Origin of the sequence: Streptomyces sp. NPDC014870, assembly GCF_043081505.1 — a bacterium.
Classification (GTDB): Bacteria; Actinomycetota; Actinomycetes; order Streptomycetales; family Streptomycetaceae; genus Streptomyces.
Genome location: NZ_JBIBWQ010000008.1, coordinates 397264 through 418647 on the forward strand (window position 1 = coordinate 397264; position 21384 = coordinate 418647).

The 21384-nt window shown below is 68.2% G+C and carries 19 protein-coding genes; 12 read left to right on the forward strand and 7 right to left on the reverse strand.

The features are described 5' to 3' along the window. Positions 1-583 precede the first annotated feature (583 nt). From ACF09C_RS24510 to ACF09C_RS24530, 5 genes are all read right to left on the reverse strand, one after another. Complete coding sequence (locus ACF09C_RS24510; RefSeq protein ID WP_392094253.1) at positions 584-1876, reverse strand: HEPN/Toprim-associated domain-containing protein; 1293 nt, start codon at positions 1874-1876, stop codon at positions 584-586. Positions 1877-2351: 475 nt separating this feature from the next. Continuing rightward, positions 2352-4205: a hypothetical protein gene (locus ACF09C_RS24515; RefSeq protein ID WP_392094255.1), complete on the reverse strand. Its 1854-nt coding sequence runs from the start codon at positions 4203-4205 to the stop codon at positions 2352-2354. A gap of 300 nt (positions 4206-4505) precedes the next feature. Beyond that, positions 4506-4955, reverse strand: coding sequence for a TnsA-like heteromeric transposase endonuclease subunit (locus ACF09C_RS24520; RefSeq protein ID WP_392094257.1), 450 nt, complete (start codon positions 4953-4955; stop codon positions 4506-4508). A gap of 451 nt (positions 4956-5406) precedes the next feature. After that, entirely contained in the window at positions 5407-6048 is a 642-nt protein-coding gene (locus ACF09C_RS24525) for a hypothetical protein (protein ID WP_392094258.1), read from the reverse strand. Between the two features lie 326 nt (positions 6049-6374). After that, the gene (locus tag ACF09C_RS24530) at positions 6375-7511 is read right to left on the reverse strand and encodes a hypothetical protein (RefSeq protein ID WP_392094260.1); all 1137 of its coding nucleotides are present in this window, start codon (positions 7509-7511) and stop codon (positions 6375-6377) included. A 249-nt stretch (positions 7512-7760) separates the two neighbouring features. On the opposite strand from ACF09C_RS24530, the gene ACF09C_RS24535 reads away from it, so the two are divergent. Continuing rightward, positions 7761-7922 (forward strand): hypothetical protein, encoded by a 162-nt coding sequence (locus ACF09C_RS24535; protein WP_392094261.1) that lies wholly within the window; start codon positions 7761-7763, stop codon positions 7920-7922. A gap of 300 nt (positions 7923-8222) precedes the next feature. Here the strand turns inward: ACF09C_RS24535 and ACF09C_RS24540 are convergent, their stop codons facing one another. Continuing rightward, on the reverse strand, positions 8223-9110 hold the full coding sequence (locus ACF09C_RS24540) for a phosphotransferase family protein (protein ID WP_392094263.1): 888 nt from the start codon (positions 9108-9110) through the stop codon (positions 8223-8225). Continuing rightward, positions 9107-10498, reverse strand: coding sequence for a helix-turn-helix domain-containing protein (locus ACF09C_RS24545; RefSeq protein WP_392094265.1), 1392 nt, complete (start codon positions 10496-10498; stop codon positions 9107-9109). The genes ACF09C_RS24540 and ACF09C_RS24545 overlap by 4 nt, the downstream gene beginning before the upstream one ends. Positions 10499-10671: 173 nt before the next feature. On the opposite strand from ACF09C_RS24545, the gene ACF09C_RS24550 reads away from it, so the two are divergent. The 11 genes from ACF09C_RS24550 to ACF09C_RS24600 all read left to right on the forward strand — a co-directional run bounded on the left by ACF09C_RS24550 (position 10672) and on the right by ACF09C_RS24600 (position 21371). Beyond that, entirely contained in the window at positions 10672-11145 is a 474-nt protein-coding gene (locus ACF09C_RS24550) for an ATP-binding protein (protein WP_392094267.1), read from the forward strand. Positions 11146-11184: 39 nt separating this feature from the next. Further along, positions 11185-11643 (forward strand): DUF6415 family natural product biosynthesis protein, encoded by a 459-nt coding sequence (locus tag ACF09C_RS24555; protein WP_392094269.1) that lies wholly within the window; start codon positions 11185-11187, stop codon positions 11641-11643. Then, a complete protein-coding gene (locus ACF09C_RS24560) occupies positions 11637-12101 on the forward strand; it encodes a DUF6302 family protein (RefSeq protein ID WP_392094271.1) in 465 nt (154 codons plus the stop codon). The genes ACF09C_RS24555 and ACF09C_RS24560 overlap by 7 nt, the downstream gene beginning before the upstream one ends. Before the next feature lie 44 nt (positions 12102-12145). Beyond that, a complete protein-coding gene (locus ACF09C_RS24565; RefSeq protein ID WP_392094272.1) occupies positions 12146-12346 on the forward strand; it encodes a DUF5999 family protein in 201 nt (66 codons plus the stop codon). After that, entirely contained in the window at positions 12343-13008 is a 666-nt protein-coding gene (locus tag ACF09C_RS24570) for a hypothetical protein (protein WP_392094274.1), read from the forward strand. The genes ACF09C_RS24565 and ACF09C_RS24570 overlap by 4 nt, the downstream gene beginning before the upstream one ends. 204 nt (positions 13009-13212) lie before the next feature. Next, positions 13213-14451 carry a methyltransferase, FxLD system gene (gene fxlM / locus ACF09C_RS24575; RefSeq protein WP_392094276.1) on the forward strand — a complete coding sequence of 413 codons (1239 nt, stop codon included), beginning with the start codon at positions 13213-13215 and terminating at the stop codon, positions 14449-14451. Positions 14452-14502: 51 nt separating this feature from the next. Beyond that, positions 14503-14700 (forward strand): FxLD family lanthipeptide, encoded by a 198-nt coding sequence (fxlA, locus tag ACF09C_RS24580; RefSeq protein ID WP_392094278.1) that lies wholly within the window; start codon positions 14503-14505, stop codon positions 14698-14700. A gap of 92 nt (positions 14701-14792) precedes the next feature. Beyond that, positions 14793-17858 (forward strand): lantibiotic dehydratase, encoded by a 3066-nt coding sequence (locus ACF09C_RS24585; RefSeq protein WP_392094280.1) that lies wholly within the window; start codon positions 14793-14795, stop codon positions 17856-17858. Then, positions 17855-19084, forward strand: a complete 1230-nt coding sequence (locus ACF09C_RS24590; protein ID WP_392094281.1) for a lanthionine synthetase C family protein — start codon at positions 17855-17857, stop codon at positions 19082-19084. Before ACF09C_RS24585 ends, ACF09C_RS24590 begins: the two co-directional genes overlap by 4 nt. Before the next feature lie 2 nt (positions 19085-19086). Then, positions 19087-20058: a thiopeptide-type bacteriocin biosynthesis protein gene (locus ACF09C_RS24595; protein ID WP_392094282.1), complete on the forward strand. Its 972-nt coding sequence runs from the start codon at positions 19087-19089 to the stop codon at positions 20056-20058. 1001 nt (positions 20059-21059) lie between these two features. Beyond that, positions 21060-21371: a hypothetical protein gene (locus ACF09C_RS24600; RefSeq protein ID WP_392094284.1), complete on the forward strand. Its 312-nt coding sequence runs from the start codon at positions 21060-21062 to the stop codon at positions 21369-21371. Positions 21372-21384: the final 13 nt, after the last annotated feature.

The following is a 21384-nucleotide window of genomic DNA, read 5'->3' on the forward strand; positions in this document are numbered from 1 at the left end:
CTGGGAGCAGGAAGAGGCGCGGACCGTGCTCCGTGATCTCGGTTGGGAGTGGGCGGAGGAACTGCACGCCCTCATCCCACCGGACGACGTGCCGGAGGCCGACGCCGGCCTTCAGGCAGTGGAGGAACTGCACCTACACGGGCACCGGACCGGGTACGCCGTGGGTCCTTACGGCACGATGCGGTTGACCCTGGATCGCGCGGAGCAGGTGTTCACGAAGGTTGCCGCACGGGAGCCTGGTGAGGTCACCCCCGAGGCGGGCGCGAACACTGAATCCCCTGCAAGAGCGGAGACCAGGCGGTCTACGTACGGGGGCGTATCCGCTTCAGAAGGACCGGGTGAACCCGACCGGCCCGAGTCCCCAGCAATCTAGAACGCCCGCCAAGAAGAGCCCTTACCTGTCCAGCAGCGTTCGAGGAACCCTACGGGTTCCTCGAACGCTGCTGCCGTTCGTTGGCCTGGCTCTGTACACGAGAACGAACGGGAGCCGTTTGTCGACGGCTTCTGTCCTTGGACAGCGAAGTTAGTCGGGTGCAGGGTGCTGATCTGGGACGACTAGGTTGAATGTCAACGAGAGGGTCGTTCAGTCGAAGGCGTGGACGATGCTCTCGATGATGGCGTGTACGCCGCTCCAGTCGGCGGTGGCGCTGTGCCGCTCGCGTCGGGCAGTCCTGATCTTCTCCTCAAACGCTTTGTGTACGAGACCCTTGTGCGCCTTTGACAGTGCACCCTGATGTCGCTGCACGGCGGGGATGAAGGTCCCCAGTTGGACTGGTGCCAGGGCGCCGTTGATGGTCAGGACGTCTTCGCCGAGGTACATCTCCAGGGAACCGGCGACGCCGTTCACATTGGTCATGGACACGGTGGGGGACGCCGACTCGATGGTGGGGTAACTGGCCAGCAGGGGCAAGTCCGGGTAGTGCAGCACCTGGCAGCCCATCGGAAGTCTCTGCCGCTTCAGTTTGGCGAGCGCCTCATGCCCGCCAGCGTCGTTGTCGGCGATGGCCACGAAGCGGTTGGCGACGCCAGCCGCAATGAACGCGTTCACCATGGTCGAGAGCATGCCTACACTGCCGCGGGCGTTCGTTCCGGTGTAGTCGATGAATCGGACGAAGCCCGCGAGATGCGGGTGGGTGGTGTACATGGCCTCGGTGAGGAGGCGGGAGTCGGTACTGCCTTCGGTGAGCACAATCAGCGGGGCGTTATCGGGCAGGGCTGCGAGCTGACGCTCGCGTGTTGGGCCTGCGATGGGTTGGGTCGTGTCGAGATGTACGCAACAGCCAGTCAGCTCTCCGAGGTTCAGCCCGACCCGTGTGCCGTCAGGGGCCTGGTCGATGATCAGCCGTATGAGGTTGCGTTCCTCAACGAACCAGCGGAGTTCCTCGACGTCGCTGGCGGTCTCGGTGAACCGACTCTTGTACTGGAAGTACTCCTGCTCTGTGGCGAACGATTCATACGGCCGATGCGGTCGGATCGCCTCACCAATGGCGGCGAGTAGTTCGTCGGGCTCGCGCGGGGGCCGGACGACGGTCTCCCAACTCGACTCGCTCTGCGCTCGCCGTTCCCGCCGCTGGCTCTGCTCCTCGCTTTCATAGTGCCTACGCCACTCGTCGATGCCCTCTCCCAGGCCGGCAACGGCACGACGCGAGGTGAATCCCTGCACGTTGAGACGCTGCCGCAGCGCCCTGGCGGTGGTGTAGTACCCGAGCGCGTACTCGCTCTCGGGCCACTCGTCGCCAGGGACAACCTCGCTGTCGTCAGCGCCGATGAACTTGCGGTCGGTTTCGGTGAAGAGCGCTGCCAGTTCCTCGTCGTAGTGACCGCGGGTGTAGAGGAACTGGCAGTCGCCAGCGACCAGATACGAGTGATGCCCCATCCCGGCAGGGTGCCATCCCCTAGGGAATGTCGCGCCCCATTTCCGAGTGCGGTCAGTCCGCTCACCCCGCACGACTAGGTTCTGTCAAGCGTGTCCCGTCTCAAATGATCTGGTTCCAAGTCGGAGTCCTGGCCTGCAACGACCAGTTCAGCTGAGACGTGGAGGTGCCGGGAATCTCAGGTGATGTGGTTCCGGGCGGGTAAATGCCGGATGCTGTCCCAGCTGGTCTGGTCCGGCTCCGCTGTTTCGAACTGAAGGAAGCTCTCAAGGACTCCCAGGCTGCCGAGGTCGAGTCCCGCATCGAGCGGAGCAGATGGCCCTCGCGGCAGCGGTCCTCATCCTCCGGCGACCCGACAGCCAGGGACCAGCCTGCCCCCGGAAACGTCATCCCGCTCCGCCCGTCCGGCGATAAGAGGTCGCGGAGATAGGCGCAGTGGTGGTACCCCGGCACGACGGTACTGACCAGGATTTTGAATCAGCCCTGGTCCATGGGAGGACCCAGCCGGATGATCTGCAACCCGTCCCCCTGTTTCACCTCCCGCACGGAGAAGACACCGTCGATCCGCGCCTGCTTCGCGTTCACGTCCAGCGGTGCTAGCTCCCGGGGGAAGTCGAGTACGGTGGTGTGGCAGGTTACGCCGCCGCAGATGTTCTCGATCCAGATGTCGTTGCCTGGTGGGGCAGACGCTGCAGGCGGGTTGATCCGTAGATTCTCATTGGCCACGAGATCCAGGTCTAGGTGGACGTTGCTGGGGCCGCGCGTCCCAAGCCGACCGTTTGACGACGCGTATAGGTGCGCGGCGAGACGTTCTAGCATCTTGGGGTCCTTCGACTGCTCCCGGTTCAGGGTCAGGCGGGGGTGCGTGGGCCTCGTCTCCCTTTTTGGGAGGGTTTTGAGCAGATCCAGCTCCCAGCCGAAGAGCTTCAGTTCCGGGGGGTCCAACTTCCCCACATCGAGCCCTCCGCGCAAGAACATCTTCCCCTTCACGGGAGCTTTCGTCTCGCCGGGCCCGACCTCCAGACCGTGGGCGAGCTCCACCCCCAGTCCGGCCTTCCCGGTTTCTGCGAGCGCCTGCAAGCCGATCACCACCTCGATGGCGAGCTCTACCGACACCTTGAACTTCGGACCGGAGAACTCCGTCTGTACATCGGGTGTGAACGATTTCTCCTTGATCTGAGGCCCGGTCTTGCGACCGTCCGGGCCAATTCCATCGAAGACGGTTCTGCCCGACACCTTCCCTTTGATCTCGCCAGACTCTGCGACAAGCGAACCCTTGAACATCCCTCGCGCCTCGCAGTACGGGCCGAAGAACACGACACCCAGTCGTGCGATCTTCACCACAGTGTGGGCGCAGATGTTTCCCTCGGGAGCGAAGCTTTCGCTTTCGAACCGCTCCTCGCACTTGACGTCGACCCGCCCGGAGACCTCCAGCGACGCGTCGGCCACATACCGCACTCCGTACTGGGGACGAGGCCGCAACGCTTCCTTCGTCCAGCTGTAGCCACCACGAGGAGCCAGCTGGAACTCGTTGACCATGTACTTCACGCTCGGGATCTCGGCGCCGCAGCCCTGCGTGTTCGCCGGGTTGTTCGGGTTCTCCCCGGTCTTCATGCCGACCTGGAAGCCGCCGAACTCGACGTGGAATGCTGGATCCTCCTTCGGCTTCTCCTGCCGGACGTTCATGGTGCGTGGGCCGGCCTCTGCGCTGTCCGTCGCCCCTTCGGCGTCTTCGAAGACGATCGTTCCCTCGGGCAGTGCCTCGCGCAGCGTCACCGGCTCGGTCCGGGCTACCAGCATCTGGCCCCGCTGCTCGACTTCCGTGACCCTCTGAGGAGGCACCTGCGGGGAGTCCGGCTTGCGGCCCGCCATGATGATCTTCCCCGACTCCACCCGGTCGACCCCGCGACCACCGGAGGAGAAGACGACCTCGCCATCACGGACGTCTTGAATCTTCGCATTTTCCGGATCCAGCACCACCGTGCTGTCCGGCAGCTCCACCTCATATCGCGTCGGGACGGCAGTGCTCCCGCCTGCGGCTACTCGCACCTTCTGGTGCTCGCGAATCGTGTAGTGCTGGGCCTTCCCAGCGCGGACAGCAGGAAAGGACAGGCGGTAGACGCCTGGAGCGACGTCGCGCCCCTGTTCGCCACGCAATGTGAACGCCTCGCCGCCGGGGCCGCGCACTCTCGCCTCACCCTGCGCCCCTCCAGGCAACCCGGAGACATCGAGAACTAACCGCCCCCGCTTGTCACCGCCCGACCCCCCGCATGCGGACGCTCCCAGCGCCAGTGCAACACCACAACACACAGCAAACCTTGGCCAGTTCATCTCCGGCCCCTCTCCTTCCAAGGTCGCGCCCCGGTTCACGGTGGGGAGGGGCGATGTGGGCCTGTTCGCGCTCAGAAGCACCCTTGTCTAGTTGCCCGTGCCCGGCACGCCCACTCGATCCCCGGCCGGACGACCAGGAGGGCTATTCACAAGCCTCTTGCCGTTGGGCCCAGGCAACACCCCCGGCTCTGTAGTCTGACGAGCTGTCACGTAACATCGGACGGCACAGGCGGGGTCGTTGAGCTGGCAGATTACAACCGGGCTGGATGCAGAGCAATTGACTGCGCTCGTGGCCCGGGTTCACGCGGCGCTGGGCATGGGTGGGCTGGTCTCGCGGAGACAGCCGTTTGCGCTGGGGCTGTACCGGTCGGTGGTGCTGGTGCTGTTCTTGCTGCGGCAGAACCTGGTCCAGCCGGTCGTGCCAAGCTGCTCATCGACCAGACGCTGGGGACGGACATCGACCACCACACCGGCCCCGTCGGCGAGCCGTGCGAAGTAGTCCGGGGTGTGCTCGCGATCCCTGTCGCCATGTGGCCAGACCAGACGGAAGGGCTGGGAGGCCAGAGCTACGACGGCAGGCTCGAAGTCCAAGGCCATCGCCGCATCCCGCTCCACCCACGACTCGTAGCCCACCAGAGACCGCGAGGTCACCGCCCAGTAGTCGCCCGTAAAGTTCTTCTGCCCCTTGAAGGCGCCGAACTTCCGGGCCAGTGAGGCGCGTTCGAAGGGCTCACCCCAGTAGCGGGCCAACGGACCCATCCGACGGGCGCCATCGGGACCCACGAACCCCACATGGACGTCCGACGGATACTGCTAGGCCGGTACCGCCACTGCAGGCTTGCCCACGAGCACCCTCCCCAGGCCCTCACCCCGTACCGTGAGGGTGTAACACCCCACGAAGCGCGATGGCCTATACGCGGATCACGTCACCCCAACGAGCGACAGCCCGCTTCAAACACACCGGCGAACCAGATCACCTGAGACCACGAGCGAATCGGACCAGATCACCTGAGACGTGGACCAGATCGCAGGAGACGGGACAAAGCGACTCGGTTGTATGACAAGGGACAGCTTCTGTCTCGTCTCAGTGAAGGTAGTCGCTGTGGGTGCCGCTGACCTGGGTGGACTGAATTGAGTGAGACAACCGTTACGGTCCGGGATGACCCGGACTGACGCTGAGCTGGCGTGCTGTTGGTTGAGGTTATGTCGGTGATGAGTCAGGTGACGAAGTGGTCTGGGTGCCGGTGTCTGGTTGCGGGTGTGGGACTTGGTGTGTCTCCTGATGCTCTCGGACGATTCGGACGAGCTGTGCCCTTTCGTCGTTGTTGCCTGGCCAGGGGGTGCGCACGGGGGGCTTGTTGGTGATCAGGTGTTTGCCCGCGCGGGCGAAGGTCTCTAGCACGAGCAGGGCGATGGCTCCTGCGGTGTTGATGAAGATGAGGTGAGCCAGATTTGGAGCGGGGCCGGGGTCGGCGCCCCCTGCCCAGATGAGGATGCGGACCTGCGCGACGGCCAGGCTTCCGGCGACGATTCCCCAGAGGCCAGCGGACCACCTGGTGAGTCCTCCATCTAACCCCTCGTGGGTCAGGTGGGAGCCGTGCGCCTGTTCTAGATCGCTGAGGCTTGGTTTCGTGCCGTTTCGCAGGTCGTTCAGTGCCCGTGCCCTGGCGTCAGAGACGGTTTGGATCCTCTTGTTTCGTAAGTCGTTGATGCGTTTGACCATCGCGTAGTGCTGGGCGGTGCCGATCACCAGGACGCCGAAGATCACGGTGGTCGCGATCGCCGCGTAGTCGTTGCTCATGGCCCAGCCCTCGCTGGACATCAGCCGGGACACCCAGTTCATAGCGTGCTCCTCGCGTTCGGGGAGGGGCAGGCTAGCCGACGTGGATAGTGCGAGCGCCGGCGTTTCGGTGATCCTCGCCCCGCCCCAGCCGGACCAACCTGACAGCCACCGGTCTTTGCAGCGCGGCACACCCGGACGCATGGGGAGACTGGATTGAATGAGACAGCGACTGGATTCGATGGGAACGGACAGCTTCGGGAGTCACTGCGTGACCCCGTCGCTTGATCAATGTCGATGACTTCGGGAGTCACGGCCGGGGCGGCGGTTCGAGGGTCCCCTCGGCAAAGAGCGGCGCCGGGCTCACGCAGCGGCGTGCGGAGCGCGCCTCACTCGTCGGCTGGCGGGCGACCGGTGAGGCGCCCGGCATCGTGCTGCGCGCGCTTCATGGCGGCAGTGTCAAGTGCCTGTTGCCGAAGGGCGAGTTCCCGATCGAGCGTCTCGACAGCATCCTTGGCGAGCCCCCCATCGGTCATCTGCCAGAGGTGCGGCTCGTAAGGCTGGCGGACGCGAGTCGGCTGGGAGAAGAACTCCCTCATCACCGCTTCGGTGTCCGCGCTTTCGGCCGCAGTTTCCGTCTCGGGCGGCTCGGCGTGGCGGATGAGGCCGAATTCGAGGAGGCGCCGGCAGCCGTCCTCCCAGGCATCGTCACGCAGGCCGAAGCGCTGCATGCGGGGCCGGGTGGTGAGGAAGACGCCCGACGTGTGGTGCTTCCTGGGCGCCCACTGGCTCATCATTCTCAGGATGAGCCAGGTAGCGACTTCGGAGGGATTGAGCACCTGGATCCAGCCCTTGAGGAAGAAGTCCTTGGGGATCGTGATCGTCTTGGCTGCCGCCCAGTGCGGGGCGGGGACGGTGTAGAAATCCGGGGTCGGCCTATCGCCCCGCCCGCCCTCCTCCATAAGCGAGAACTTCCCGTACAACCGCTGTCCGCGCACCCCGCGCTCCATGGTGACCAGGGCGTTTTCCTGGCCGAGCTCTTCCAGAGTTCTCAGGGCTCCCTTGACTTGCTGGAGCCGCAGGGCCTCCTGCTTCCTTTGGTGCCACAGCTCCTCCGTTCTCGCGCTACCGCGGAGCTCTGGGGGCATTTGCTCCAGCCAGGTGTCGTACGTACCCAACTCGGCGTCAAACGCACCGTCGATGGCAACGAGGGCGGACCACGATCCGGCCCCCTTCAGCGGGCGAACGTTCTCCCATAGGTCTCCTGTGTCCAGTCGGCACTGCGCTTCGTAGACCGCCAGCAGGTAGAAGCGCAGTGCTATCCCCCGTGGAAGGACCAGTTTGGTGAGCCTCGACCGTTCCCCCTCGGCCCGCAGCAGGGTGCTGCGCAGGACGATCGAGTCCGGCCTCTTCCCGGCCTGCCAGATTCCATCCAGGGCCTCAGAGGCATTCGTGACTGAGCCGGTCTTCCGCATCTGCCGCAGCCGGCGCAGTCTGCGCTCGTTCGTCTCCTGTGCGTCAGCCATGATCGCTCCAAAAAAACTGGGTTAGCGCTTTGATCCCGCTGTTTTGATCCGGGTCAAGGATGTCGCTGACGCTCTTTACCCGGATCAAAACGTTGATCATGCCCTGTCGAAGGCTCTTCCGGACCCCTGACGATTGATTTCAGGCCCGCTCAACGCGGGCTCGGCGGCACCGCCGTTCGCACAGACGCGAACGGCCCCGGGTACCAGCCGGGGCCGCCTGCTCGAAGAACTCTTCAAGGAGAACAGTACGTGGCAGATTCTCACACCCCCGAGCCCCTGCCGCAGCGCTGGGCGATCATCCTGCTCGCCGGTGTCGTGGCGGGCGCGCTCGTCCTGGGCCTTGCAGGTGTGCTGCCGGGGCTCGGTGCCGCTGGCGCGACTGTGCTCGCACTGCACAAGGTCATGGCGTAGCGAAACGGTGGAGGGCGCCGCCAGCGCCCTCCACCGGCGCTGCCAGATGCCCCGGGCCGCACTGTACCCAGCAGGGCAGCGGCCGGGTGCCTCCCGAACTCGTTCTCGTGGACAAAGCCACGGAGTGCGAGCCGCCGGAGGAGACGTGAGCACGGAGGTCGAGGTCGTACGCGCGGAGCTGGTCCGGGACGGCGAGTCCTGACCGGCCGCGGCCGAGCAGGCCCCCGCTACCTGATCAACCAACACACCATGCTCGGCCCCGGCGAGCTGCCGCCGCGGCGGAGGATCTGAGCAGCCGGGTCAGAGAATTCCCTCCCACGACCACGGCCGCGGACCGGATCGACCGCGCAGGCAGTCGATCCGGTGCTGGGCCTGGCTGATCCATTCCTCGTTGCTGGCCGCGTGCTGGGCCGCGTACGTCGTCATCCGCAGCTCTCGGGCGCCCGCGAGGACGCGATAGCCCTCCCACTCCGTCACGTCGTACCCGTACGTCGCACAGAACTGGGCGTACTCGTGCTCGCTCACCGCGCCTGTGGTCTTCGCGCGTACCGCGGTGGACACGAGATCCCACTCCGGAGGCCCGACGGAGAAGCGCTCCAGGTCCATCATCAGGACCCCTTCGACCGTGCGGACGATGTTGCCCGGCCAGGCGTCACCGTGCACAGCCCGGTCGGGCAGACCGGCCGGCCGCTCGGCCCAGGCCGCTTCGAGATCGCGGTGCAGGCCGTGAAGCCACTCCCGGTCATCGTCGCGGATCGTGGTGGCCGCTTCCAGTCGTTCCCTGACCCGGACGAAGGGATCGAGATACCCCAGGTCGATGTCCGGCGTCGGCAGGGCATGGAGCAGCCCGAGGAGTTGGGCGACCTCCTGGACGGAGCCGTGCTCCTGCGGAGGGAGCTCCACCCAGAAGGTCACCGGCCGGCCGCCCGCCTCGACCGGCTGCTCCACGTCGACCAGGCGGACAGCCGGGACGTTCTCCTGGGCGAGCCAACGCGCGACGCGCACCTCACGGGCCGCCGCAGCGCTCTGTCCTTCCCGGGCGACCCGTACGATCACCCGGTGATGAGGCAGCCGCCATATCTGGTTCTCGGCCAGGCGCAGCGGTTCCGCTCCGGCGGAGTCGAATCCGGCCGCGGAGCATGCCTGCTCCAGGACGTGACGCGCAGGTGCGGCTGCCGAAGAAGTCATGCGGAAACCGTAGCGGCGATCCGATCTCGTAGGGCCGTAGCCTCTTGGACAGCTCCGTACTTCGATGCGAAACGGCCGAGCTGCCGCAGGTCGTCGGCAGCTCGCCGGGAGGTGAGCCGGCCTACCTCGTTCAGGGCGTCGTGGCCGAGCGCCGCCGCCTGGCGGGGGTCGCCCCTGGCCATGAGCAGGGAGGCCAGCTTGGTCCGCGAGATCGCCCGGGACCGTTTGTAGGCGTCTGTGTGTCCCTTCACCGCTGTGTCGAATCGGCGCGCCGCCCGGCCCGGGTCCTGCCCGGCCAGGATCGCGAGATCGAACAGGGCGTGAGCCGTGTCCCCGTTGTGCTGCGCCTCGTCGTAGTAGGCCATCCACGGCGAGTCTTCGGCGGGCCGGGCCCGGGTGAACGCTTCGTCCGCGGCGCCGACGGCCGCCATGGTGTCGCGGACGTTGCCCATCTTCCCGAAGGCCCTGGCCCTCGCCGTGTGAAGCATCGCCTGCTCGGTTGCCGTCAGGCGGTCGGAGCGCACCAGCCCCTTCTCGGCGTAGGTGAGGCCGTCATCGGGGGCTCCGATCCATACGGCTTGCCGTGCGAGGAACGAGTACGTTTTCGCCCGCAGATGCCAGTCTCCGGCCTCCTCGGCGCAGTCCGCTGCGAACCGGAACGTCTGGGTGGCTTCGTCGTGGTGGTAGGCGTCGAAGGCAGAGGCGCCGACCACGATGCCGAGGCGCGATACGGCGGCGAACAGGTCGGTTCGTAGGTGCTCGGGGAACTGGGCTTGCAGCAGGCCGGCCGACCATTGCATCGCTCGGGCGGCTACGTCACGCACCACGCCTCCGCCTCCCAGCTCGTTGTCCATGCCACTGATGGCGGTGGCCACGGCCAGGACCTGGTCGACGTGGCTCGGGTTGACGTGGGTTGGGAGAGACAGCTCGGCGGGCGCGAAGAGGTCGGTGAAGTTGAGAGGGGCTATGGCGGCGAGGCCGCTGAGATGGAGGAACGAGCGTCGAATCACGGGCTCATGGCTCCCGGGGCGAAGAGTCGGTTCGTCTCTGCCCAGGATGCGGCCTCCCGGAGCTTGAACGGGTCCCTCCCCCCGGCGCGTGGAAGCCTTATCGGCATCAGACCGCTTTTTATCGGCATCACGCTTGCCGAAGACCATCGCCCACGCCCGGTCAAGGAGCCCTCCCGTGCTGAGGACGTCATCGAGCCGCTGAACCACGTCGCGACGACAGCTCGGGTACTTGCCCTTCTCGATCGCCAAGATCATGTCGTCGCTGACCTGTACTAACCGACCCAACTCCTTGGCCGACAGCCCTTGCTCCAAGCGCAGTCTTCGCAGCTCGTTCCCGAACCACTCTTGGGGCGACGCCCCCGGATCGAGCTGCTTCATTGGCTGCGGCATGTTCTGCCCCCGAAGTCGTTGATGCCGAACTCTTCACCTCTCGGCATCAGGCTCTGCACGTTCTCGGTGCGCTCTGCCTAAATGGTTGCTGATCGGTTCTAGTCCAGTACACACCGCAACCCACCCCTGCTGAAGGGGTTCTGGCAGAACGGAGGACAGCGATGGAACTACTCGTCGACACCCGCGAACGGGATGCTTCTGTTCGAGCCACGTCCAGGAGCGTGGACGGCCAACTCGACATGAGTTTCAACGTCCAGGCTGAAGACCTCGGAACCGTGCGGGATATCGTCGCAGCGCACCTTTGCTGGTGGCGCGTCGACAACGGCACCGCGTTCCGCATGCTGACCGTGGTCAACGAACTGCTCACCAACGTCTTGCAGCACACCTCTGCGGACGCCGACGGGTGCCGGATGGCCAGCCTGCTCCTCCAGAAGGTGCCGGACGGCGTCACCGCCATCGTCCGCGACCAGGACCCCTGCCCGCCGGTGTACTCGTCGCCGGGCCCCCTGGCCGAAGAGGGGCGCGGGCTGATGCTGCTGCGTGCCCTGGCTGACGACACGTCCGTCTCCATGACCTCAGCGGGCAAGGACGTGTGGGTCTTCATAGGGACCCCGGGAACGACCGAGCACTTCTAGCCCCCACGGCCGGCACTTGGCCCTCTCCAGGAGTTCCCGATGTCCCTCACCGCTCTGGTTCCGGAGAATGACGTGGTTCCTCCGTCAGCCGACGGGCCCAGCACACCGCAGTGGACCCCTCCACTCGACGCAGAGGGCTTGAGGTCCGTCCTGGGCCGGATCAGGAACTGGAAGCCGCTCGACGTGGAGGAGGTCTTTGACGACCTCGACACGGCGATCGGCAACCAGCCGCCGCCCGTCGCGACGACCGGCGCCCTGGTTGACCGGCTCCGCGGCCACCTGAAGCAGCTCAGCGACATCGCCGTCGCGGACGAGCGATACCCGCCCACCGCGGAGATGGTCCAGCTCGTTGAGCGAGGTCGCCCCCTCCGAGATGAGCGCACGCCGGCCGACTACCGGCAGGCCGTCGGTCTCGCACGCCGCCTGGCCTTCGTGACCTCCGACCTGGTCGAAGGGCTGATCGAAGCTCGCTACATCAAGGGGCAGGTTGAATGCTGACCACCGCCACAACGCTGCCGCGCCACCCCGCCGTCTCCCTTCGCCCGGCTGCGGAAGCGTACGACTACGAGCACTTCCGCAGCCGTCTCGCCGAACCTGCTCTCCTGGCGGACGCCGTAGCAGTCCGTGTTTTTCGGGCGCCGCTCCTCGCGGTTCCCGTCGGCGGGCCGCGCCGCGGCGGATACATGTCCTTCGACCTGCTGACGCACGCGAGGGCGACGCACGTCCTTCTGACGGAGCAGACCGGCTTCCCGGACCTGCGCGTTCGCTGGTCGCCGTACCGCGACACCTGCCACACCGTCGAGTGGGGCGATTCCGCCCCCGAGTGGTGGGAGAACGACGCGGTCTTCGGACGCTTCTACGGCTACAGCGAAGCAGCCATCGCCGCCTTCATGCAGCGGCACCACAAGACTCCCTCTTCGGCCGTGCCCGAACCGTGTTCCCCCACGGCACCGTAGCTCGCCGAAGAGGGCCCAACTTCTCATCCGAGAGGACGAGTACCATGTGTGCGCACAATCCGCCGTGCCCCACGGCTGAGGCTCCCGACAGGGAGGCCGCGCGGCCCCTCGCGCACCGGCCTGAGCAGGGCTGGAGCCTGCTGTGCAACGGAGTGCTTCTCTTCGAGGACACCGGCGAACTCCTCCCCGACGGTCGGATCGTCGCCCCGCACCGGCCCCTCAACCTGGCGAGGGCAGCCGCGTGAAGCGGACCAGCGCGGCGCCCCGGCTCGTCCCGTACATCACGTCGCGAGAGGGCGAGTACGGCGGGCTGGAGTCGGAGCTCACGCTGAGCATGAACGCCTTCGGCTCCGTGCGTCTCGCCTACCAGGAGGAGACCCCCGCTGACCGCGGGCCGCGAGGTGAGCTGTGGGCGCGCTGCTCCCAGTCGCTGAATGCTGCCGGGAAGCCGACGGGCAAGCCGCAGTGGCGCTTGGTCAACCCCGCCCGGCAGCGCGAGACGATGAAGCAGCTTCGGTGTCAGGTCGGCTTCTGCCCGGCCGAGACCGACCGGGGGTACATATTCCTCGCCGGGGCCGAGGGCGCCGCGTCCCACCGTGCTGGTGAGCCGGTGAGGACGGCACAGCCGCCGGTGTGCCTGAAGCACCTGCGGCCGGCTTTGGAGCTGTGCCCGCACCTGGGGAAGGGGCACGTTGCCTTCCGCGCGCGGGCGACATCGCCCTGGGGCGTCATCGGCACCCGGTACCGCCTCACCGCCACCGGCCTGGAGCCGCTTCCTGCCGACGACGACGACGCGCCCGTGGCGTACGGGCACCCCCAGTTGGGCTGGTTCCTGGCGAGCCAACTCATACGCGAACTGCGGGACTACGAGGTAGTCAATCTGGACGATCTTGTGCCTGCCGCCTAGACGGCCGCCCGGCGGTCCTGAGTGGTACAGACAGGACCGCCGGGCGGCTCACCACCGGTGCTGAGCCTCGCGCGCCGTCCAACACGAATCCGCCAACCTTCGGCGGTCCGACGAGAACGGAGAGCGTTCGCCGATAGCCTCCCGGCCCCCGGCACGCGGTGCTGGCCTATCCACCCCCCGAACACGAACGACCGAAGGAAGTCCATGACGAACACGACCGTCGAGCCCGACGAGGCGAGCCGCCTGCGGAACAAGGTGGTGGACGAGCTGTGCGCGGACGGCAACATCTCCTCCCCGGAGATCGAAGCGGTGATGCGTAAGGTGCCCCGGCACGAGTTCACCCCCGCCGACACGCCGCTGGACAAGGCGTACGACACGTACGCCGCCGTGATCACCAAGACGGACGAGCACGGTGTGCAGCTCAGCTCCGTCTCCGCGCCGCAGATCCAGGCGATGATGCTGGAGCAGGCCGAGGTAAAGCCCGGGATGCGGGTCCTGGAGATCGGCTCGGGCGGGCTGAACGCGGCCTACCTCGCCGAGCTCGTCGGTGATGACGGTGAAGTCGTCACCGTGGACATCGACCCCGTCGTCACCGACCGCGCGCGCCGGCTCCTGGACGAGCACGGCTACGGCCGGGTGCACGTCGTCACCGCCGACGCCGCCGAGCCCATTCCGGACCTCGGCGAGGTCGACATCGTGATGGTGACCGCCGGGGCCTGGGACATCTCCCCGGCCTGGACCGCGCAGCTCAAGCGGGGCGGCCGGCTCGTGGTGCCGCTCCGGATGCGCGGCCTGACCCGGTCGGTCGCCTTCACCCAGGTCGAGGGCGAGCACGGCCCCTACCTGGAGAGCGAGTCGGCGCGGATCTGCGGGTTCGTCCCGATGCAGGGCTCGAACGCCCACCGGGAAGAACTCCTCCTCGTCAACGGCACCCCGGAGATCGGGCTCAAGTTCGATGACGGCCTGCCGGCCGACCCGCACCGGCTCGACAACGCCGTCACGTTCCCGCGCCACGAACTGTGGACCGGCGTCAGCGTCCGCATCCAGGAACTCATCGACACCCTTCAGATGGCGATGGCGATCAGCCTGCCGGGCTTCTGCACGATGGCCGTCGATGAGAACTCGGACACGAGCCTGGTCGCCCCCGTGAACAAGCGGTTCGCCCTCGCGGCCGTCGAGGACGACACCTTCGCCTACCTCGTCACCCGCCGCACCGAGGACAACAAGCACCTGGAGTACGGCGTGCACGCCCTCGGCCCGCACGCGGAGCAGTTCGCCGACGAGATCGCCGGCGTGCTCCGCGACTGGGAGGCCAACCGGCGCGGCGGCCCCAGCCCGGTCATCCGGGTCTATCCGGCCAGCACGCCCGATAACCAGATCCCGGCCGACCGCGTCATCGACAAGGTGCACAGCCGGATCTCGCTCTCCTGGCCCTCGGCGTAACACCGGGAGCCAGGTAATCCCGCACCACCCCAACGAGTAGAAGGGCACATCATGACGAGCGCCACTCTCGCCCCGCCCCCGGTCACGCCGTCGGCGGACCTGGACGACGACTTCGCGCCCCTGGACGTGAAGGTCGTCATCGCCGAGCACGGCTACGGCCACCTCATGTGCTCCACGGGCGACGGCTGCGGCACCACCTGCGCGACCGGTGCCTCCGCCTGCGGTTCCTTCACCGAGGACCCGGCCTGATCCAGGTCGACCCCGCACCTGTGGGCCGGGCGAAGCGCTTCGCCCGGCCCACAGGCCCTCTCCCCTCCCGCGCCGCCTCATGGAAGGGCCTCATGGCTTCCCGAGCAGCCGCCGGATACCTGTGGCAGGGCGTTGCGATGCTGCGCGCCACCACCAGCCCCGGGCCGGCAGACGTCCCCCGTACCCTCGACCTGGACAGCGTGGCCGTCACCCGCGGATGGCTGAACCGCATCTGGCAGCGCGACGACTTCCGCACCGCGCTGGAGCTGGCCACCCCCGTCCTGTCCGACGCCATCGAGGCAGTCGCCCGGGGCCGGCAGACCGAGCCCCGTCACGTCCGCCGCACCGCGCTGTCGACCGTCGCATACCTCCTGCGGTGGCAGCACCGGCCGACCCCGCTCGGCCTGTTCGCCGGCACCGCCCCGGTGTCCGTCGGGCCCCAGGCAAGCGCACGGTGGCGCGACAAGCACCGCGCGATGATCCGGCCGGACGCCGAATGGGTCACCGAGATGGTGCTCCGGCTCCAGCGCACCCCCGCGTTGCTGAAGCAGTTACCGCTCGTCGCCAACAACGCCGCCCGCGCCCGGGGTGACCGGCTCGTGGCGCCGGGCCCGCCCTCCGACGGCCACGCCGTCCTCCTGGCGCCGGTCGAAATATCCGTCCGCAACGCCCGGCCGGTGGCCGCAGCCATGGACGCGGCCCGCACCCCCATCCCCTACGGCGACCTCCACACCCACCTGCGCGACCGCTTCCCGCAGGCCACGCCGGAGAAGATCGACGCCCTTCTCACCAGCCTGGTCGAGCAGCAGTTCCTCATCACCAGCCTGTGGGCGCCCATGACCACCGTGGACGCCTTCCAGCACCTGTGCCGCGAACTGGAGGCGCACCAAGCGGACAACGTCTCCGAGGTTCGGGACCTGGTCCACACGCTGTACGCCCTGCGCGACGAGGTATCCGCCCACCAGCCGACGCTCTCCGACACCAGCGTGAGCGCCGTCGCCGCGCGGATGCGCGACCTCACCACCGTCACCCCGACACCGCTGCTCATTGACACCGCCCTCGACTGCGAGACCCAGCTCCCGCAGGCCGTGATCGCGGAAGCGCAAGCAGCCGTGTCAGCCCTCTACCGGACCACCCCGCAGCCCTACGGCTACCAGCACTGGCGTGACTACCACCGCCGCTTCCGGGCCCGGTACGGCGTCGGCGCCCTGGTACCCGTGATGGATCTGGTCGCCGACAGCGGCCTCGGCCTGCCCGCCGGATACGTCGGCTCCGAACGCGGCGCCGCCCTGAAGGTGCGCACCGACCGCGACGAACTGCTACTCGCCCTGGTACAGCAAGTCCTCCTGGACGGCGGCCGTGAGCTGCGGCTGACGGACGACATGGTCGACGCCTTGGAGAAGGCCGCTGGAGAGGACCAGCGGCTGTTCGTGCCCCGGGTGGAGACCGCCTTCGAGGTCCACTCACCCAGCACCCGGGCACTGTCCAGCGGCACCTTCGACCTCCTGCTCACCGCGGTCCCCCGCCCCGGCAGCAGCATGGCGGGCCGGTTCGCTCACGTCCTGCCGCCTGAGCATCAGGACGCGCTCGCCGCGACGTACGACGGTGCGCCGGACGGCCTCACGGCGCAGCTCGTGTTCCCGCCGCGCCGCCACCGCAACGAGAACGTCACCCGCACGCCGCGGCTGCTGCCACACGTCATCGAGCTGTCCGGCCACCAGGAGACGGACGAGGCGACGATCCCGCTCGCCGACATCGCCGTCACCGCGGACCCGCGCACCTTCCGCCTCGTGCAGCTCTCCACCGGACGGCGCATCGACGTGCGGGTCCTGCACGCCCTGGAGGGCGGGACGCAGACCCCGCCACTGGCCCGGTTCCTCGCCGAAGTGGCCAACGGGCGGTTCGCCGCATACAAGCCGTTCGACTTCGGCGCCGGCTCCCGGCTCCCGTTCCTCCCCCGGGTGCGCTACCGCCGCACCATCCTCACGCAGGCCCGATGGCTGCTGTTGGCCGACGACCTGCCCGGCCGCAAAGTCGCGACCGAGGAGTGGGAGGACGCCTTCACCGCCTGGCGCGACCGGCTACGGGTCCCGATGCAGGTCGCCGTCATCGAGTACGACCAGCGCCTCCCTCTCGACCTGTCCCACCCGGTTCACCGCCGGGTCCTGCGCGCGCACCTCGACAACGCCCGGCGCCTGGAGCTGCGCGAGGTCCCGGACGTAGACGCCCACGGCTGGATCGGGCGGGCACACGAGATATGGCTCTCCCTGGGCCGGTTGGAGCCGAGCGCCGCCGACGTGCCCCGCCCCCACGCCGCCACGGTGCAGGCCCCAGAGCGGCACCTTCCGGGCGCCAGCGACATCCTGCTCGCGCAGCTCCACGCCCACCCGCGCCGCTACGACGAGATCCTGAGCCGCCACCTGCCCAGCCTCCTCGCCGCGTTCGGAGATACCCCGCCGCTCTGGTGGTTCACCCGGCACCGGGAGATGGCCCGCCCGGACGCTGACCAGCACCTCGACCTCACGCTGCACCTGCCGCCGAACGCATACGGAGCCGCCGCCCAGCACGCCAGCAGGTGGGCGGACAGCCTGCACGCGGCTGGCCTGGCGGCCGGGCTCGTCCTGGCTCCCTACCAGCCGCAGACGGGGCGCTTCGGCGGCGCGGCGGCCATGGACGCCGCGCACCAGGTGTTCGCCGCGGATTCCGCCGCTGCCCTCGCGCAGATCCAGCTCACCGAGCGCACCGACGCGCTCGCCCCGCAGGCCCTCGCCGCAGCCAGCGCCCTGCGCCTCGTCACCCCCCTGGCGCCGGGCACCGCGGCGGCCGAGGAGTGGTTGGTGCGCACCCTCCCCCAGAGCACCGGGCGACTGAACCGGGCCCTGCGTACCCAAGTGCTCGAACTCGCCGCGCCGAACGGCGCCTCCGTGCTCGCGGGCCTTCCCGGCGGCCCTGCGGTCGCCGAAGCCTGGCGGGCCCGCGCGGTCGCCGTGGACTCCTACCGGACGGCCTTGGCCGGTCAGCGTGATCCGCTCGACGTCGCCCGGTCGCTGCTGCACCAGCACCACGTCCGGGCCCTGGGCGTCGACCCGCGCGCCGAGGAGACCACGATCCGGCTCGTACGGACCGCGGCCCTTCAGCACCGGATGGCGGCCCGATGACCGCGCCGGCCGTCACCACTGCGGCGATTCTGGAGCAGTACACCGCTCGGCTCGCACAACCCGCTCCGCCGCCCCCGGACGAGCCTTGGGCTGTGCAGTCCCTCGCCGACGGCGCCGCTGGGATCAGCCTGCTCCACGTCGAGATGGCCAGCCGTCACGGCGGCTCCTGGCGTCCCGCCCACCGGTGGATCACCGCCGCAGCGGCCGGACACATCAGCGCGGCCGACACGACCGGACTGTTTCTCGGCGCCCCGGCCCTCGGCTTCGTCCTCACCACCATCCCGCCGTCCTTCCGGCACCTGTACGAACCGGCGCGCCGGACCCTGCACCAGCACATCATCGCGCTGACCCACCGCCGCGTGGACGCCGCGCTCACCCGCATCCGCAAGGGCGACCTGCCCACGTTCGCCGAGTACGACCTCTTCTACGGCCTCACCGGCATCGGGGCGTACCTCCTGCGGACCGACCCCGAAGGGCTGCCCCTGGAACGAGTCCTGAAGTACCTCGTCGCCCTGACCCGGCCCCTCGTCCCCGACGGCCGCGGTCTGCCGGGCTGGTGGGTCCGCCACGACCCGGCCCGGGGTGAATCCCCCCACTTCCCGGGCGGCCACGGCAACTTCGGCGCCGCCCACGGCATCACCGGCCCGCTCCTCCTACTGGCACAGGCCATGCGCCGCGGCATCACCGTCAGCGGCCACCGCGAAGCCATGTGGAGTATCTGCGAACACCTCGACGCCTGGTGCCAGCTCAGCCCCTCCGGTCCCTGGTGGCCCGAGCACATCTCGCGCCCCGACCTCGACCTCGGCCGCCCGCACCACGACGCTCCAACCCGGCCGAGCTGGTGCTACGGAACCACGGGCATCGCACGAGCCGGGCAACTCGCCGGGCTCGCCCTGCGCGCCCCCGACATCCAGGCGTTCTACGAGGATGCCCTGTACTGCGCCCTGACCGACCCCGAACAGCTCGCGCACGTCACCGACTCCGGCCTGTGCCACGGCTGGGCAGGCATCTACCAGACCGCCACCCGCGCCGCCGCCGATGCCCTCGACCCTCGCCTTCAGACCCTCCCGAAGGGCCTCGGCGACTCCCTCGCGGCGAACGCCCAGCTCGGCCTTCCCGGGCCCGGCCTGATCAACGGTGACGCCGGCACCGCGCTCGCCCTGACCACGCACGCCTCACAGCAGGCCCCGATCACCGGATGGGACGCATGTCTCTTGATCAACTGATCTTGACGGAGCCGAGCCCGATCCAGCGCGCGGTCGCGGCTGCCCTCACCGGCCTGCCGATCACCGAGGTCGCGGCCCAGTACGGGATGGAACCGACGATCCTCTCCGACGCCGTGGCGGTCTACAACCAAGGCGGCAGGGAGGCCCTGGCCCGGCACGCCTCCGCAGTCGACTGGTGGCAGGTGTACCTCCACTTCACCGACTGGACGAAAGCCGACGAGACCTTCACCGCGCACGTCCTGCCCCTACTACGGGAGGCGGAGGCCGCCGGTCTCACCGGCGGCTGGTGGTACACCAGAAAGCACCCCTGCTGGCGTCTGCGCCTCCGCGTCCAGCCCGCGGGCGGCGCCAAGCTGGGTATCGGGGACCACTTCGACCGCCTCGTCTCCGACGGGCACCTTCAGCGTTGGTGGCCCGGCATCTACGAACCGGAGACTCCGGCGTTCGGCGGGGAGTCCAGCATGACGGCCGCGCACTCCCTGTTCGTCACCGACAGCCACGAGATCCAGAAGTTGCGACAGCACGGCGGTCTCACCGTTGGGCCCAGGGAGCTGTCCGTCCTCCTGTGCACGATCATGATGCGTGCGGCGCGGCTGGAGTGGTACGAGCAAGGCGATGTTTGGGACCGGGTCATCACGACGGAACACCGCTCAGCCATCGGCGATGTTCCGGCGGAACGGCTCAACGCCCGAGCGCAGGAGATCCGTCCCCTGCTTCTCGCCGACAGCGACACCCTGCTGCGCTCCGGCGGCCCGCTGGAACCCATCGCCGAGTGGGCTGCCGCCTTCCGCAGCACCGGCCAAGCACTCGCCCATGGCGTACAGGACGGGACGCTCGATCGCGGGCTGCGTCAGGTGCTCAGCTACCACGTGATCTTCCACTGGAACCGGCTCGGCCTGTCCATGCGCGGACAAAGCATCCTGGCCTGGGCAGCCAGGGCAGCCATCCTGCACTGGGAGAGTTCAGGGTCATGACGACGCTCATTTTCGGCGGCAGCGGCTCTCCGGGAACGGAATTGATCAGGAAGGCGGGAAGCGGCCGGGCACCACTCGACCACCCCCGCGTCCCCATCCGGACCCGTGTGCCGACCGGGCCTACTGCGACGACGCTAACGCCCTTGGCCATCGGACCATGACGCACGAGAGAGGGCACGCCATGGCCACCCCTTCACAGCCGAGGCGGTGGGTAAGTCTCGGGTTGGTGTTCGGCGGCCATTCCCCGGTCTACTCGATCCCACAGCCCGATTCCGGCCCCCCGTGTGCCTCCGTTTCACCCGTCGGTGAACCCGCTGAAGAGGAATCGCCGCGCTGGCCCCGGCGGATCGGATCAGCCCTCCGGGGTCTCGTCCTCCTCGTCGGCCTCGGCAAGGTCGTGCAAGGGCCAAGCGCCCCGCCTGCCGGGGTGGAACCGCGGAAGCTGTAGCGGCCCAGCGTGTTCAGGTTGGTGTACTTGAGCGGCGACCGGCGGGCCATGTCCGCGTCCAAAACCTGGTGCTCGCGCGATTCGGCAGGCAGCGCCCGGAAGGTCCGTGCTGAGCCCCGGGCTGGATGCCGCTGTCGGTCCGAGGACGGCTCGTCAAAGGGCTGGTCCAGGTTCGTGCATACCAGCGGGCCCTGCAGCGGACGGCTACCGCAGGGGCGGTCCATCTCTACCAAGGTCACGGGTGCGTTGACCCAGCCGTTGCACATCGACCTGTCGCCCACCAGCCTCAAGCATCACGGCGGAGACGCCCCGCGACGCCATGGAACGGCCAGGCACCGCCGGCCACGGATTGCGCGCATCGCTGCATGCATCAGGGCAGCGACGACGGCCTTGCTCCTCTGGGACTTGTCCGGCCGATCGCCGTATCTCCGTGTGAGCTGGGGTCGTTGCTGTGTCATCAGGGGTCTGATCAACCGATCGGCGGCGCCAGAATCGCCGCAGCCGGCGACCCGACTCAGACCTACCCATTGTCTCCTGACGGGAAAGTAGACCGATGCTTCGCAAGGTGATTGGAACCGTGGCCGTCGCTGCCGTCCTCCTGGCGGCAAGCGCCACCACCGCCATGGCAGACAACGGCCTCACGCTGGGCGACCTGAGCCAGACCCTAGGGCCCAACCAGACGCTCGTTGGGCAGTCCGTCGGCAACGGCGGCCTGATCTCGATCGGTACCCCTAGGGGCAGCACCACTCCCGCGAATGAGGTATTTGCCGGGGATGTGTATGCGTGCTCACACGATGACGTCAACCAGAAAGGGTTGATCAACATGGATGTCAATGCGGAGTGCCAACTGGTGGCGGTGCTGTAGCCGGGTTGCCCGG